Origin of the sequence: Bacillus sp. TH13 (genome assembly GCF_016651175.1) — a bacterium.
Classification (GTDB): domain Bacteria; phylum Bacillota; class Bacilli; order Bacillales; family Bacillaceae_G; genus Bacillus_A; species Bacillus_A thuringiensis_S.
The window spans coordinates 2,055,333-2,071,843 of record NZ_JAEKEJ010000025.1 but is presented as its reverse complement, the minus strand read 5'-3'; the positions used below and the strand labels follow the sequence as shown (position 1 = coordinate 2,071,843).

Genomic DNA, 16,511 nt, shown 5'->3' with positions numbered 1-16,511 from the left:
TTTTATGGGATAAAGATAAGGCTTTCATAAGGTGAAAATATAATTCTTACGAACGAAAATGATTTTTAATAAAAAAATGTTCGCTTTTTGGTTGACTTCTTTTTCGGTTTTGGTACAATTATATTGTTTGAATAGATCGTTTGAAAATTGCGGAGGTGCTTTAATAATGTCTTCAGTAGTAGTTGTAGGAACACAATGGGGCGACGAAGGAAAAGGTAAAATCACTGATTTTCTTTCTGAGCATGCGGAAGTAGTTGCAAGATATCAAGGTGGAAATAACGCGGGACATACAATTGTTTTCGGCGGAGTTAAATATAAGTTACACTTAATTCCATCTGGTATTTTCTATAAAGAGAAAATTTGTGTAATCGGAAATGGCTTAGTAGTAGATCCGAAAGCATTACTTGAAGAGTTAAAATACTTACACGACCGTGGTGTAAGTACTGATAATTTACGTGTAAGTAACCGTGCACACGTTATTTTACCTTATCACTTAAAACAAGATGAGTTAGAAGAGGCTAGTAAAGGTGATAACAAAATCGGTACAACGAAAAAAGGTATCGGTCCTGCATATATGGATAAAGCTGCTCGTATTGGTATCCGTATGGCTGATCTTTTAGACCGTGAAGCATTTAAAGAGAAGCTTGAGCGCAATTTAGTAGAGAAAAATCGTTTGTTTGAAAAAATGTACGATACAGAAGGTTTCAGCGTAGAGGAAATCTTTGAAGAGTACTTCGAATATGGACAACAAATCGCACAATATGTATGCGACACATCTGTTGTATTAAATGATGCACTAGATAACAATCACCGTGTATTATTTGAAGGTGCACAAGGTGTTATGCTTGATATTGACCACGGTACGTACCCGTTCGTTACATCTTCTAACCCGATTGCGGGTGGTGTAACAGTTGGAACTGGAGTTGGCCCTGCGAAAGTTACTCGCGTTGTAGGTGTATGTAAAGCATATACAAGCCGTGTTGGTGACGGTCCATTCCCTACTGAACTTAATGATGAAATTGGTCATCAAATTCGTGAAGTTGGTCGTGAGTACGGAACAACAACTGGTCGTCCGCGCCGCGTAGGTTGGTTCGATAGCGTTGTTGTAAGACATGCGCGTCGTGTTAGTGGTTTAACGGATCTATCATTAAATTCTATCGACGTTCTAACAGATATTCCAACTCTTAAAATTTGTGTTGCTTACAAATACAATGGCGAAGTTATCGATGAAGTTCCAGCAAACTTAAACATTTTAGCGAAATGTGAGCCTGTATATGAAGAGCTTCCAGGTTGGACAGAAGATATTACTGGTGTAAAATCATTAGACGAGCTTCCTGAAAATGCAAGAAAATACGTAGAACGTGTTTCTGAGTTAACAGGAATTCAATTATCTATGTTCTCAGTTGGACCAGATCGTAACCAAACGAATATTGTTCGTAATGTATACGAAGCTTAATTGATATTTTTAGAAAAAACTCATGTCCGCATGAGTTTTTTCTTATCTTTTATAAAAAAATGAAAAAAAGTATTGCGAAGAATACAGAATACATGTTATGATACATTTTGTCGTCACGAAAATATGACGTTGGTGAGTATGAGCCATTAGCTCAGTTGGTAGAGCATCTGACTTTTAATCAGAGGGTCGAAGGTTCGAATCCTTCATGGCTCACCATTTTATTTTTCGTGGCCCGTTGGTCAAGTGGTTAAGACACCGCCCTTTCACGGCGGTAACACGGGTTCGAATCCCGTACGGGTCATGTTTTTTTTATGCTTATTTTTGGTCCCGTGGTGTAGTGGTTAACATGCCTGCCTGTCACGCAGGAGATCGCCGGTTCGACCCCGGTCGGGACCGCCACTTTTGTTTATACCACCATTAGTGGTTTTATATATAGTTTTGGCTCGGTAGCTCAGTCGGTAGAGCAGAGGACTGAAAATCCTCGTGTCGGCGGTTCGATTCCGTCCCGAGCCACTCTCAGGATATTAAGTGGGCCCACTTAATATCCTTTTTATTTATGTAATTTTACAAAACTGAGTAGTTATTTTAAAATAGAACGAGGAGCCTCTAGCAGTTGAAGCTAGAGGTTTTTCTATAGATCGTATAGGATTCCGTGTAAAAGTGGATCATACATGAGTCTATGAGAATAGAGGAGAAAATACTTAAACAAAGGATGCGGTCATATAGGACATACTATGTAAACATCAATATGTTTAGGGATTATTGACCATATTTTTATAAGGAGGAAATAGACGATGATGGGAAAGAAAATTTTAGTAGTTGATGATGAAAAGCCGATTGCAGATATTTTGAAGTTTAACCTAGAAAAAGAAGGTTTTGAAATAGTAATGGCGCATGATGGTGATGAAGCAATTGAAAAAGCTAATGAAGAACAACCAGATATGGTTTTATTAGATATTATGCTACCAGGTAAAGATGGATTAGAGGTTTGCCGTGAAATACGTAAAAGTTCAGAAATGCCGATTATTATGCTTACAGCAAAGGACTCTGAGATTGATAAAGTATTAGGGCTTGAGCTTGGGGCAGATGATTATGTAACGAAGCCATTTAGTACGAGGGAATTACTTGCTCGTGTGAAGGCGAATTTACGCCGTCATCAACAAGGTGGTTCTGCAGAAAAAGATGAAAATACAGAAATGGTTATTGGACCAATTGTTATTAATCCAAATGCATATAGTGTAACGAAGCGCGAGGAAAATATCGAGCTTACACATCGTGAATTTGAGTTGCTACATTATTTAGCGAAACATTTAGGACAAGTTATGACACGCGAACATTTATTACAAACAGTTTGGGGTTATGACTATTTTGGAGATGTGCGCACAGTAGACGTAACAGTACGTCGTTTGCGTGAAAAAATTGAAGATAATCCAAGCCATCCTACTTTAATTGTAACTAGACGTGGAGTAGGGTATTACTTGCGTGACCCAGAGCAGGAATAGTATATGAAGAAAGTTGGTTTTTTTCAATCTATTCATTTAAAATTTGTGCTTATATATATGCTATTAATATTAATAGCGATGCAAGTTATTGGGGTATATTTCGTAAGGGAATTAGAGAAGAGCCTAGTACAAGGTTTTAGGGATTCTTTAACGCAGCAAACAAACTTATTATCATATAACTTGAAACAAGAGTTTAAAAAAAGTTATACAAAAGCAGAAACAGAGTCAACAGATGAAACCATTAAAACTTCTATTCGAAAATTTGCCTCTGATCAAAAAAAAGTTATACAAGAGGTAAGTGTATTTGATTCGCATAGAAAGTTATTGGCTATTTCAGATGAATCAAAGCAGAATAAGGTAAATAGAACATCAACTGATATAGCTGTTCAGCGAGTGTTAGTGCAAAAAAAGCCAGAAGTGAAAATTGAGAAGGATGGTAGTACAGGCCATCGTGTTCAAGTTATGCTTACTCCGATTCTAGATGATAATGGCAAGGATGCGCTTGGTGTTATATACATCGTTGCATCTATGGAAGATGTATATAAACAAATGAAGGATATAAATCAAATTTTTGCTACGGGAACAGTAATTGCCTTATTAGTAACGGCCGTACTTGGGATTTTATTGGCTCAAACAATTACAAGACCAATTTCAGATATGCGGAGACAAGCAATCGAAATGGCAAAAGGAAATTATTCGAGAAAAGTAAAAGTGCATAGCCATGATGAAATTGGACAACTGGCATTATCCTTCAATAATTTATCAAAAAAATTACAACAAGCTCGTTCTTCTACAGAAAGTGAAAGGCGTAAATTATCATCCGTTTTATCACATATGACAGATGGAGTAATTGCTACTGACCGAAAAGGGGATATTATTTTACTAAATGACCCTGCGGAAAAGATGTTAAATGTTTCTCGTGAAACAGCGCTCGATCAATCTGTTTTAGAGGTATTAGGGATACAGGAAGAATTTACACTTGATCATTTATATGAAGAGCCAGATTCTGTGTTATTAGATTTTAGTACGAGAAACGAACCATATATTTTACGGGCTAGTTTCTCTGTTATTCAAAAAGAAACAGGGAAGGCAAATGGTTTAATTGCTGTACTATATGATGTAACAGAGCAGGAGCGTATAGAACGGGAACGCCGTGAGTTTGTGGCGAATGTCTCTCATGAATTAAGGACGCCATTAACGACGATGCGCAGTTATTTAGAGGCACTTACAGATGGAGCGTGGCAGGATCCGAATATTGCACCACAATTTTTAACGGTTACACAAGAAGAAACAGAAAGAATGATTAGACTTGTAAATGCGTTGTTACAGCTATCTAAACTTGATAGTACAGAGCACCGTTTAATGAAAGAATGGGTCGACTTTACTGATTTCTTTAATAATGTTATTGATCGCTTTGAAATGTCTAAAGAGCAAAATGTAAGTTTCAAACGATCTTTCTCTAAGAAGTCTAGGTTTATTGATATGGATACTGACAAAATTACTCAAGTGCTGTATAACATCATTTCTAACGCATTAAAGTATTCACCAGAAGGTGGAACAGTAACATATCGCTTACGTGATCGCGGTGATTTATTAGAAATTAGCGTAAGTGACCAAGGAATGGGTATTCCAAAAGAAAACGTTGATAAAATCTTTGAACGTTTTTATCGCGTAGATAAAGCTCGTTCAAGACAAATGGGTGGTACGGGACTTGGATTAGCAATTGCAAAAGAAATGATCGAGGCACATGGTGGCTCTATTTGGGCGAAGAGTGAAGAAGGAAAAGGGACAACTATTTATTTCACGTTACCGATGGCAGCAGATGAAGAGGACGATTGGGAATGAGTATGGAAAACTTTAAAACAATAGTTTTAATTAACCTAGTTGTAATTAGCCTATTTCTTACTTTTAACCTATGGACGTATGTGCCAGATTCTACATCCATGCAAAACGCGAAATTTGTACAGGGCAATGAAGGAACGAATCAAACTAAAATTTCCGATGTTGTCCGTCCTACTTCTATCATCGTGCATAAAGATAAAAATCATTATGGGAGCAGAAGAGAGGCAGATATAGAATCAATCTATAAGCCTCTGGAAGTAGGGGAACTACATGAATTTAGAGAGATATCAATCACTAAGGGTGATTTCCTGTCCTATGTGCATGGTGAAGGGAAAATTGAACTTGTTTTCCCTACTGATATCCCATTTGATGCAGTTAAATCCATGTTTAACATGAAAGAGAAAAGTACAGATAAGCCTAAACATTTTAATCGTATTCTCCTTGATCCTTCTAGGAGTAAGGATCAAGAAATTAAAATTAACTTTGTTTCTGATGGTGATAACTTAAAAATATATGAGGCAAAATTAAGTGGTGTGTATTTAAAAGATATTGTAAATGCCCAAAATCAATTTATAGTATCAGCAAAGCCCTATTTTGATTATCAAATCAATGATATGAAAAAGTTATTTTTACCAGATGGAACGACAGAGTTAAACAATATAACATATATTTCATCTAATTTAGCAGTTGATACGTTTAAGAATGCTCTGTTTAGTGATCCTCGTTATTTAAGTCCGATTACTGAGATATCGAAAGAAACATTTACAGATGGTATTAGATCCATGGAAATTGAAAACGATCGTCACATGCTAAAGTATAAAAATTCTTCTGTCTTAACTGAGAAAACGATAGATAATTTAATGCTGTTACAAAAAAGCTTTGAATTCGTAAGTGGTCACAGTGGAAGTTTGGATTCATATCGTTTGGACTATATGAATAAAGGAGAGACAGTATTTCGCTTACATGAAGATGGATATTCCGTATTCAATACAGATGGATTAGCTGAATTGAGACAAAAATGGGGATCAGAAGAAGTAATGGAATATGAAAGACCGTTGCTGTCTTTAAATACTAAAGGCATAGAACAAAAAGTTACTCTTCCGTCAGGGCATGTTGTAATAGCATCCCTAGAAAATAATCCAGAGATAAAGAAACAAGTAATTAAGGATATTGGTATTGGATACAAGTTATCACTAGATGGGCAAGTAGTTCGACTACAACCAATTTGGTATGTAAAGCTTGTTGAAGGTGAAACGGGTAAACAGAAAATCTATGAGTGGAGTGAGGGAGGACTAAATGGATTGGGATCGAATTAAAACCATATTTATTGTGACCTTTTTTGTTTTGGATCTCTTTCTCATTTTTCAATTCATTCAAAAGCAAGATAGTAATCAATTGGAGCTTATTGCAGAAACAAAGATAGATCAAGAATTAAAAGCAAACAAAATTACTATAGGGAATATCCCTAAGGAACCGAAAAAAGAGTCATTTATTAGAGCAGAAAATAAAGCCTTTAAAGAAGATGATATACAGTCTTTGAAAAATCAAACGGCGCATATACAAAATATGTACAAGATAGAAAGTAAGCTAAAAGAGCCTTTTTTAAATACGAAATCATTATCAAAAGATAAGTATAATGAATTTTTGAAGAACAATGTATTGGATGGACAAAAGTATGAATTTGGAGCGGTGAAAGACTCTAAAATTTATTTCTTCCAAAAATATAAAGATAAGCCTATTTTCTATAATAATCAGGCGATGATTGTTGTGGAATTAAATGAAAAAAATGAACTTGTTTCATATACGCAGACAATGCTAACTGATTTAAAAGAAATGGGCGAAGGTGAAAAAACGAAAGAGCAAGAAATTATTACGGCTCAAACAGCTTTAGAAAATTTGTATTTAAAAAATAAAATTCATGGAAATACGCATGTTAAAGAAGCACAAATTGGTTATGCCACTCTTACCGCATCTACTTCTAATAACCAAGTACTTGCTCCAACGTGGAATTTAAAAACGGAGCAGAAGCAGGACTTCTTTGTGAATGCAATTGAAGGACAAGTTATGGAATTAGGGGAAAAGGAAAATCAAGTGGTTGATGAACATACTGGAGTGAGAAATAATGGGGTTGCATTTTAGCGTACTTGCAAGTGGAAGTACAGGAAATATGCTATACGTAGGAACCGATGAAAAAAAATTACTAGTCGATGCAGGTTTAAGTGGTAAAGCGACAGAGGCTTTATTTAAACAAGCAGAACTGAATATAAATGATGTATCAGGTATTCTTGTAACACATGAGCATAGTGATCATATTAAAGGGTTAGGTGTATTGGCACGAAAATATGATTTACCCGTTTATGCGAATGAGAAAACATGGAATGCAATGGAACATTTAATAGGAAATATCCCAACTGAGCAAAAATTCATTTTCTCAGTTGGGGATGTGAAAACATTTGGTGATATTGAAGTCGAATCATTTGGAGTTTCTCATGATGCGGCAGAACCGATGTTTTATGCTTTCCATAACAATAATAGGAAATTAGCGGTTATTACAGATACGGGATACGTAAGCGACCGTATGAAGGGCGTTATTAAGGGAGCTAATGCTTTCGTATTTGAAAGTAATCATGATGTGGAAATGCTTCGTATGGGACGTTACCCATGGAGCATTAAACGACGTATTTTAAGCGACGTTGGGCATGTTTGTAATGAGGATGCTGCGTTAGCAATGGCAGATGTAATTACAGATGAGACAAAGCATATTTATTTAGCACATTTAAGCTTAGATAATAATATGAAAGAACTAGCTCGTATGTCGGTATCACAAGTACTAGAGGAAAAAGGATTTGGAGTGGGTGAATCCTTTGAAATTCACGATACAGATCCAAAAATGCCTACAAAAATTCAATACGTATAATTCTTCATTTTAGTAAACAATAAAGGTGAATATAGTTGTTTTCAGGAAGATGGGTGAACAAATATGTCCTTTATTGATGAAGAAAATTATCGTATGAAACGTGCAGGAAAAAAGAAGCATAAAGGTATAGTTCTTTCTAGTATAGCGGGAACAATTGTAGGAGCTTCTTTGTTTGCGTTTGGAGCTCCTTTATTTTCAAATTCTGCTGATACGCTTCCGCAAGCTGAAGCAAGCGGAAGTAATATGGCCGAAGCTCAAGGAATTAAACAGATTAGCTTTGTAGATGCTGTTGATCGTGCATCCGAAGCTGTTGTGGGTGTTATTAACATTCAACGAGATAACTTTTCAGAGGCAGATTCAGAGGCTGGTACAGGATCAGGAGTAATTTATAAAAAGACAAATGGTCAAGCTTATATTGTAACGAATAATCATGTTGTAGCTGGAGCGAATCGTATTGAAGTAAGTCTAAGTGACGGTAAGAAGGTTCCTGGAAAAGTATTAGGAACCGATGTAGTCACAGATTTAGCTGTATTAGAAATAGATGCAAAGCATGTGAAAAAAATAATTGAAATTGGCGATTCTAATACTGTTCGTAGAGGAGAGCCAGTCATTGCGATTGGAAATCCACTTGGACTGCAATTCTCTGGAACTGTTACGCAAGGTATTATTTCAGCTAATGAACGTATTGTCCCTGTAGATTTAGATCAAGATGGACATTATGATTGGCAAGTAGAAGTGTTACAAACAGATGCGGCGATTAACCCGGGGAATAGTGGCGGTGCGCTTGTAAATGCAGCAGGACAATTAATTGGTATTAATTCAATGAAAATTGCTGCAAAAGAAGTAGAAGGAATCGGACTTGCTATTCCAGTGACTAGGGCTGTTCCGATTATGAATGAACTTGAGAAGTATGGAAAAGTAAGAAGACCGTATGTTGGGATTGAACTTAGGTCATTAAATGAAATTCCAAACTATTATTGGTCAAAAACATTACATTTACCAGGTACTGTAACAGAAGGAGTTTGTATTTTGGATGTGAAAAGTCCTTCGCCAGGCGCGGATGCTGGTTTAAGAGAACATGATGTTATTGTGGCAGTAGATGGAAAACCGATTCGCGATATTATTGGATTCCGCACGGCCTTATATGATAAGGAAATTAATGATAAAATGACTCTTACGTTTTATCGTGGTACAAAAAGAGTAACAACAACAGTGAAATTAGGCATTCAAAAGTATTAAAAACAGGAGGGCCTACCTCCTGTTTTCTATTGTAGAAAAGTGAGGTGAAGAAAATGAATTTACCTTGTTGTTTAGAACATGTTGAATTAGCGTTAGATATTATTGTGGATGAGTGTGAAGTTGCACCGGTTATCAACAGTGTGGATAACTCAGAAAAAGAGAAAAAAACATGTGAATTTTGTCAAAATGAGGCGACATATGTTGTATCGAACACAGATTCTCACACAATATGTGGGTAGTGATTGTGGATATGTGGATAAGTTTTGTGGATAACATGTTTGTAAGGTGGAGGATACGTGTGAATATCTCGATTATTTCAATTGGGAAATTAAAAGAAAAATATTTGAAACAAGGTATAGCAGAATACTTAAAACGATTATCAGCATACGCAAAAGTAGAAGTAATTGAATTGTCCGATGAAAAGGCGCCAGAAAATTTAAGTGAAGCAGAAATGTTAATTGTAAAAGAAAAAGAAGGTATACGTATACTGGATAAAATTTCTGATGACACGCATGTAATTGCATTAGCTATAGAAGGAAAGCAAAAATCATCAGAAGAATTTGCGGTAAGTCTAGATCGCCTTGCTACATACGGAAAGAGTAAAGTCGCATTTGTAATCGGTGGATCACTCGGACTAAGTTCAGAAGTGATGAAGCGTTCAAACGAATCACTTTCTTTTTCAAAGATGACGTTACCACACCAATTAATGCGATTAGTGTTGCTTGAGCAAGTGTATAGAGCGTTTCGGATTAATCGTGGAGAACCGTACCATAAGTAAGATATTCTATGTAAAATAAAGGTAAGACACCGATATTATCATATTTATTTTATTATGCCTATAACTGGAGGCTATGTGAATGGTAAGTGATCAGACGAGATATTCTAGGCTCGCGAATATAACAAAAATAATAAATACGAAATTAGAACTACGTGAAGTATTGCAGCGTGTAACAATGGCGATATCAGAGGAGATTGTTAGTTGTGATGCTGTTGGAATTTATTTACCCCAGGAAGATGGGACATTTAGAGGGTTTGCAGGAAAACCAGAGACTATAAATGGCGTAACGCTTGATACTCAGGTAATTGATCCTGAAATAGACTTACTGGCAAAAGAAGTTATTGAAACGAAAAAAACCATCTATATTCCTGATACCTCAAAGGATCATCGACCAGATCCGATACCAGTTGATGCGTTTAAAATTAAGTCCTTATTAGCTCTGCCTATCTCATTTAGGCAAGAGTTATTTGGTCTGGTTTTTTTATTTGATTATGGAATTCCGATGAACTTAACAGATTCAGAAATTCAAAGTGTTGAAGCTTATGTAAATATGGCTGCGGTGGCAATTCAAAACGCCAATAATTTAACACAAAAGGAAAACCTTATTGCTGAGAAGCAGTTGTTACTAAATGTTACACGTGATTTATCAATGTGTTCCTCGATACAGGAGAGTTTTGATAAATGCTTTTTTTACTTAAAACAGATTTTAGAGAGTAAAAATATGGCTGTCCATCTTCTAAATCCGCTAGACAAAACAACGATTAAAACAACGAAATTAAGTAAGGGCTGTGATTGGACAGAAGCGGATTGGACAGAGAAAAGCTATGAAGCCAAGATCCAAGAGGTTCTTCGAACAAAAAATATAGATAGTAAGGATCTATTGATGATTCCATTGGTTTCAATGGGAGAAGTATTAGGGGTAATCGTCGTTGGCAAAGAAGGAAAAGCTCACAATTACGATAATTCTCAAATTCAACTAGCAAAATCTATCGTTGATGCCACAGCCCCTACGTTTTCAAATGTGTTATATATGGATCAACTAGAAAGCATAGTGGAAGAGCGAACGGGAGAGCTAGCTGCTGCTAATGAAAAAGTTACAAGTGTGATTGAATGTATTACGGATGGATTCTTTACTTTAAATAATAAATGGAAATTTACGTACGTAAATAAGTATCAATATTTTCCGCAAAGAAAAACAGCAAAAGATGTATTAGGAAAGAGTATATGGGATGTTTTCCCGAGTGACATCGACACAGTTATGTATAAGGAATTTCATCGTGCGATGTCAGATCGAACTACAGTTCATTTCGAATTTTTTTCTACTGCAGATGAATATTGGCACGAAGTTATTGCATACCCGTATGATGATGGTATTTGTTGTATTTTTAAAAACATAACGGAAAAAAAGAAATATGAACAGGAATTGAAAAGATTATCTAACATTGATTTAATAGGGCAAATGGCAGCAGGTATCAGCCATGAAATTAGAAATCCAATGACAACGGTACTAGGATTTTTGCAGTTATTAAAAGAAGAGAATACCTATGAGAAACATAATAAGTACTTTCATTTAATGATTGAAGAACTTAACCGTGCCAATTCTATTATTACTGAATTTCTCTCAATGGGTAATACAAGGAAATTGGATTTGCAGATGTTAGATTTAAATTCAATTATCCGCGATATTATTCCTTTAATAAAGATTGATACGTATAATCAAAATAAATATATTCAAGTCGATACAAATGACATTCCGGAATTACTTTTAAATCGTAATGAGATACGGCAATTATTAATGAATCTATATCGTAATGGCTTAGAAGCGATGAATACAGGGAAGGTTCTAACCATTAGCACCTACAAGGAAGGTCAAAATTGTGTGGTGCTTGCAGTGCGGGATCAAGGAAAAGGTATCAGGCCTGAAGTATTGGAGAAACTGGGTACGCCATTTTACACGACCAAAGATAATGGAACTGGGTTGGGGTTAGGGTTAGGTGTATGTTATGCTATTGCTGCCCGCCATAATGCAAAAATAGAAATTCAAACAGGGTCGGAGGGCACTACCTTTTTCGTTAAATTTAATTATAAAAATAATAAAAAATAACCTTATTTATATTAGTTACGGTGAACTGTATCATAAATATTGATCCGAAATTAATCATGCCTCGTGTATTAACATGAAGTATTATTGGCTGTATATTGAATAAAAAATATAATCAAGAAAAAAGCACTTATCTTTACAAGATAGAGTGCTTTTTTATACGCATTTTATTATTTTAGATTTAACTGATATGTAATGAAGATGTACAGTAAATATGGGGTATGCAAGTGCCTGGTGAAATCAAGTATACTCAATATAGGAAAAAAGAAGTATTAGATGTACTTAGGGGGGATTAACATATTTAAGGAAGATATGAAAAAAATATTGGTATCATTAATAAAAAATCCATTAGTAATAATCGTATACTGGATTTTTTGTTATGAATTAGCTTTATTATGTATGTATGGGAGAATGAATAATAATATTTATATTTGGTTATTATCTATAGTATTTCTAATACTTATTATTATATTTACTACAATTAAAATTGTGAAAAATAGGGAACGCGAATCATCCAAATTATTAAATGTAAAGGGATGGAAATACATTTCTGTTATAATTCTTATCCTTATAACGTCTTTTTATGGGATAAAAATTTATAAAAGTGCAACGAATTATGGCGGTAAACTAGCATGGTTTATAGAAAGCGTAAAAAACGAAAGATCAGTTAAACTTGAGCGTGATAATATATATAAGTATGGTGTAGAGGGCATTTTTGAAGATATAAATAAGAAATATACTTTGCCAAAGAAGTTATATATGTCGGATGATTTTACTTTGGAATTTAAATCAGATGGAACAATTACATCATTTGATACTTTTCTTTATGGGAAAAATGCTGCTGGAAAAGAGGAAAGCTACTTAATATCTTATAATAAAAATAAATCAAAAGATATTTTTGTAGGATTAAATGGGTATGTTAACGCTGATTATAATGAAGATAAATTAGTAAAACCTTTAATTAAAACAGTTCAAGCCATTCCAGTTAAACAAACTGTAAGTAAGTGGAATGAAGATAAGTATGGGCTGGTCTATTATGGGAAAAGGAACTGGGGTTACAACAGAGAAGGAATTATTAATATTAATAAAGATGGGAAATTAGAGAAGCTTGAAGAAGCAAAGTCCGAAATAATTGGATATACGGTATCTATATTTATCCCTGGAAAAGAGAAAGAGGTAGTACCTGCTAGATATAATTTACTAGGTGACCCAAATTGGAGTAAGGAAAGTAGTTCTAAAAAGAAAAAGAAGGATTTAACTAATAATAATGAGCAATTCTACTTTTCAAAAGAAGTTGGTTATAAACTAGATGTCACAGATAAAGCATTAGGGAGCACCTTTTATTCACTAAGCAAGACAATTGATGGAGGGGAAACATGGGGAGTTATAAATGAAGACCCTTTCAATGAAGCGGTCGGTAGTGCATCAGGAATCATCTTTTTTAATGAAAAGCTCGGATTTTTAAGGGCAGCCAGACCCTCTGGAAATGAAGGGGGGTTATACCGTACAGATGATGGTGGTATAACTTTTAAAAAGTTGAGCTATACAAATTATGAAGTGAAACTAGAAAGTGGACAGGTAATAAATCCGTTTGATTTTCCTAATCTGCCTTATGAGAAGGATGGAGTTTTTAACATGCTAGTAGGGCAAGGAGCAGATGGAGACTACAATGGTAATAGTAGTATACTTTATCAATCAAAAAATCAAGGTGAAACATGGGAGTATGTAAAAGAGGTTAAAGATAATTAATAGTGGGAAAGACCATTGGACAAAAATTACCGATGGTCTTTTAAACATTATTAGATGGTATGTAGATTTCCTAAAATAAGTATGTTTCTATTTCCATAAAAATATGCTGTAATATGAAGAGGAAAAAGTATAAGTAGTTAGAGAAGTGAGGAATTAAAGGTGAAGAAGTTTAAGAAGTTTTACTTGGAGATTACGAGTGTGTGTAATCTTGCGTGTAGCTTTTGTCCGCCGACGGAAAGGCAGAAGCAATTCATTTCTGTAGAGGATTTTTCTAAAAGATTAGACCAAATTAAACCTCACACAGACTACATTTATTTGCACGTGAAGGGTGAGCCGTTGCTCCATCCAAAAATAGATCAACTATTAGACTTAAGCCATGAAAAAGGGTTTAAAGTTAATATTACAACGAACGGAACGTTAATTAATAAGAGAAGGCATAGACTGTTAAATAAGCCTGCGTTAAGACAAATGAATTTTTCACTGCATAGTTTTGATGGACACCCAGGTTCGCAAGATAAAGAGGGCTATGTAAGGAGTATACTTTCCTTCATTAGGGAAGCAACGAGTCAATCAGATTTAATTGTATCGTTAAGGTTATGGAATTTAACTCAGGATAATAAAACAAATGCTGAAATCCAGAAAAATAGAGAGTTATTATCCATAATTGAAAATGAATTTGATCTATCTTATCAAATTGAAGAGAAGCTTACACCAGGAAAAGGTATAAAAATTGCAGAACGTGTCTTTATTAATCAAGACTATGAATTCCAGTGGCCAGCATTACATGAAGAAGAGGATGATGGGAAAGGATTCTGTCATGGACTTCGTAATCAAGCGGGTATTTTAGCGAATGGAACAGTTATTCCTTGCTGTTTAGATGGTGAAGGGATTATTAACCTTGGGAATATTAATAATGATTCATTTTCTAACATTATAGAAGGTGAAAGAGCAACAAATATTGTCGATGGATTTTCGAAAAGAGTTGCAGTTGAAGAGCTTTGCAGGAAATGTGGATATCGCAAAAGGTTTGGAAAATAAATATGAAATAAGCCCTCATAAAGCGAGGGCTTATTTTTTATCCTTGATAAGAATGCTCTAATTCATCAATTAATGAGCCAACGTAAGAAACGGCTTTACGGATTGCATCTGGTTTTGACATATCTACTCCGGCATGTTTCATTAGTTCAAGTGGTTTCATTGTACCACCAGCGCGAAGCACATCTAACCAGCGATCAATAGCAGGTTGTCCTTCCTCTTTAATCATTTGAGCTACTGCAGTAGATGCAGTGAGGCCTGCGGAATATGTGTAAGAATATAGACCCATATAATAATGAGGCTGACGCATCCAAGTTAAGCCCGCACCTTCATCGATTTCTACAGAATCTCCCCAGAATGTCGAAAGGACATTTGTTTTAATTTCAGTTAAAGTTGTAGCTGTAAGGGCCTGTCCTTCTTCTGCTAGAGCATATACTCTACGTTGATATTCACCCTCAAGTAAATGAGTAACAAAGTTGTGATAATATGTGCCGAGTAGTTGTAGAATGACCCATCTGCGCATTCTCTTATCGTCAGTAGTCGCTAGTAAATGCTGAGCTAATAGTAATTCATTCATAGTTGATGGTGCTTCAACAAAGTACATAGATGGGCGTACATTCATAATGCGCTGGTTGTTATTTGCCAAATAAAAATGACCGGCATGTCCAAATTCATGCGCTAATGTGAAGCATCCACGCATCGTATTTTGCCATGTAATTAAAATATAAGGATGAGAGCCGTATGGACTTGAACAAAATGCCCCTGTTGATTTGCCTACGTTATCTGCAAGATCTACCCATCTTTCTTTGAATCCTTTTTCAATTATGGAACTATATTCATCGCCTAATACTTTTAAAGAATCTTGAATGAGCATGCCTGCTTCTTCATAAGTAATAGTTGGATTAAATTCAGGATCTAAAGGTGCATGTAAGTCGCAGAAAAGCATTTGATCGAGTCCTAATACTTTCTTTTTTAAATCTGCAAAACGGCGCATATGAGGTGCTAATTCTTTATAAATAATATCAAGTTGGTTGTTATACATTTCAAGTGGAACTCTTTGTGGTTCTAATAGCATATGGGTAACGGATTCATATTTACGTAAATGAGAAAGTGTTACTTGTTTTTTTACTTCAGTAGCATATGTTGTGGCAATTGTATTTTTATATCGTTTTAGTGTGGAAACAAATGATGAATATGCTTTTCGACGTATATATGTGCTTGAAGAAAATTCATATTTGCTTTCAAATAATGAGAATGAAACAGGAAGTTCGTTTCCTTGTTCGTCTTGTATAGAAGTGAAATCCATATCGGCTAATTTAGTCATGCCGTAAATTTTGTATGGAGAACTATGAACTTCGCCAAGTGCAGCAAGTGCTTCTTCTGTTTCAGGAGAGAGTGTGTGCTGCCTTTTTTGTAGTATTTCTAGTAACGATTTACGGAAAGGTTCAAGTTTTGTTTCTTCGGTTAAATATTTTTCAATTGTTCCTTCTTCAAGTGAGAGAATTTCATTATGGATAAAGGATAGTGCAGTATGTACTTTCGTCCATAAAGCAGAGATTTTGGAAGAGTTCGCTTGAATAACTGGATTTGTACGATCAGTAGATTCTTTTAAATTTGCATATGAGTACAGTTTTGTTAACGTCATTAAAAGCTCTTCTTCTAAAAGTAGGCAATTTAATAAAGTTGTGGAGTTAGTATGTAAACGTCCTTTAAATGTATCAAGTTTCTGTATATCATTTTCTAATACGTTTAATGCGGTATGCCATTCGGCATCAGAATTATACAAATCGGATAAATCCCATGTTAGTTCAGCAGGCACCTCTGCGCGATTAAGGCGATTTTCCATTACATTTTTCAAGTCGTATCTCCTCCTTATTAAGACTATCTAAAAA

13 protein-coding genes and 4 tRNA genes are annotated in these 16,511 nt (G+C 35.2%); 16 read left to right on the top strand and 1 reads right to left on the bottom strand.

Going from position 1 to position 16,511, the window contains the following annotated elements:
• Nucleotides 1–166: 166 nt before the first annotated feature.
• From JFU02_RS19040 to JFU02_RS18965, 16 genes are all read left to right on the top strand, one after another.
• Nucleotides 167–1,456 (top strand): adenylosuccinate synthase, encoded by a 1,290-nt coding sequence (locus JFU02_RS19040; RefSeq protein WP_000100230.1) that lies wholly within the window; start codon nt 167–169, stop codon nt 1,454–1,456.
• A gap of 140 nt (nt 1,457–1,596) precedes the next feature.
• Nucleotides 1,597–1,672: transfer RNA gene (locus tag JFU02_RS19035), tRNA-Lys, on the top strand.
• A 13-nt stretch (nt 1,673–1,685) separates the two neighbouring features.
• Nucleotides 1,686–1,757: transfer RNA gene (locus tag JFU02_RS19030), tRNA-Glu, on the top strand.
• 22 nt (nt 1,758–1,779) lie between these two features.
• A tRNA-Asp gene (locus JFU02_RS19025) sits at nt 1,780–1,855 on the top strand.
• 41 nt (nt 1,856–1,896) lie between these two features.
• Nucleotides 1,897–1,969: transfer RNA gene (locus tag JFU02_RS19020), tRNA-Phe, on the top strand.
• Nucleotides 1,970–2,250: 281 nt separating this feature from the next.
• Nucleotides 2,251–2,958, top strand: coding sequence for a cell wall metabolism DNA-binding response regulator WalR (walR, locus tag JFU02_RS19015; RefSeq protein WP_000971868.1), 708 nt, complete (start codon nt 2,251–2,253; stop codon nt 2,956–2,958).
• A 3-nt stretch (nt 2,959–2,961) separates the two neighbouring features.
• The gene (gene walK, locus JFU02_RS19010) at nt 2,962–4,803 is read left to right on the top strand and encodes a cell wall metabolism sensor histidine kinase WalK (protein ID WP_000755369.1); all 1,842 of its coding nucleotides are present in this window, start codon (nt 2,962–2,964) and stop codon (nt 4,801–4,803) included.
• Nucleotides 4,800–6,116, top strand: a complete 1,317-nt coding sequence (locus JFU02_RS19005; RefSeq protein WP_000061570.1) for a YycH family regulatory protein — start codon at nt 4,800–4,802, stop codon at nt 6,114–6,116. Before walK ends, JFU02_RS19005 begins: the two co-directional genes overlap by 4 nt.
• The gene (locus tag JFU02_RS19000) at nt 6,097–6,939 is read left to right on the top strand and encodes a two-component system regulatory protein YycI (RefSeq protein ID WP_000383717.1); all 843 of its coding nucleotides are present in this window, start codon (nt 6,097–6,099) and stop codon (nt 6,937–6,939) included. The genes JFU02_RS19005 and JFU02_RS19000 overlap by 20 nt, the downstream gene beginning before the upstream one ends.
• Nucleotides 6,923–7,717, top strand: a complete 795-nt coding sequence (locus JFU02_RS18995) for an MBL fold metallo-hydrolase (protein WP_201071486.1) — start codon at nt 6,923–6,925, stop codon at nt 7,715–7,717. The genes JFU02_RS19000 and JFU02_RS18995 overlap by 17 nt, the downstream gene beginning before the upstream one ends.
• A 63-nt stretch (nt 7,718–7,780) precedes the next feature.
• Nucleotides 7,781–8,956 carry a S1C family serine protease gene (locus JFU02_RS18990; protein WP_000008032.1) on the top strand — a complete coding sequence of 392 codons (1,176 nt, stop codon included), beginning with the start codon at nt 7,781–7,783 and terminating at the stop codon, nt 8,954–8,956.
• Nucleotides 8,957–9,009: 53 nt separating this feature from the next.
• Nucleotides 9,010–9,195 carry a CxxH/CxxC protein gene (locus tag JFU02_RS18985; protein WP_001052833.1) on the top strand — a complete coding sequence of 62 codons (186 nt, stop codon included), beginning with the start codon at nt 9,010–9,012 and terminating at the stop codon, nt 9,193–9,195.
• 59 nt (nt 9,196–9,254) lie between these two features.
• Nucleotides 9,255–9,734, top strand: coding sequence for a 23S rRNA (pseudouridine(1915)-N(3))-methyltransferase RlmH (gene rlmH / locus JFU02_RS18980; protein WP_001027005.1), 480 nt, complete (start codon nt 9,255–9,257; stop codon nt 9,732–9,734).
• 79 nt (nt 9,735–9,813) lie between these two features.
• Nucleotides 9,814–11,838 carry a GAF domain-containing sensor histidine kinase gene (locus JFU02_RS18975; RefSeq protein WP_201071483.1) on the top strand — a complete coding sequence of 675 codons (2,025 nt, stop codon included), beginning with the start codon at nt 9,814–9,816 and terminating at the stop codon, nt 11,836–11,838.
• A 273-nt stretch (nt 11,839–12,111) separates the two neighbouring features.
• Nucleotides 12,112–13,584: a WD40/YVTN/BNR-like repeat-containing protein gene (locus tag JFU02_RS18970; protein WP_201071480.1), complete on the top strand. Its 1,473-nt coding sequence runs from the start codon at nt 12,112–12,114 to the stop codon at nt 13,582–13,584.
• 159 nt (nt 13,585–13,743) lie between these two features.
• Nucleotides 13,744–14,622 (top strand): radical SAM/SPASM domain-containing protein, encoded by an 879-nt coding sequence (locus tag JFU02_RS18965; RefSeq protein WP_042972880.1) that lies wholly within the window; start codon nt 13,744–13,746, stop codon nt 14,620–14,622.
• A gap of 37 nt (nt 14,623–14,659) precedes the next feature.
• Here the strand turns inward: JFU02_RS18965 and pepF are convergent, their stop codons facing one another.
• On the bottom strand, nt 14,660–16,477 hold the full coding sequence (pepF, locus tag JFU02_RS18960; protein ID WP_097960309.1) for an oligoendopeptidase F: 1,818 nt from the start codon (nt 16,475–16,477) through the stop codon (nt 14,660–14,662).
• Nucleotides 16,478–16,511 lie beyond the last annotated feature (34 nt).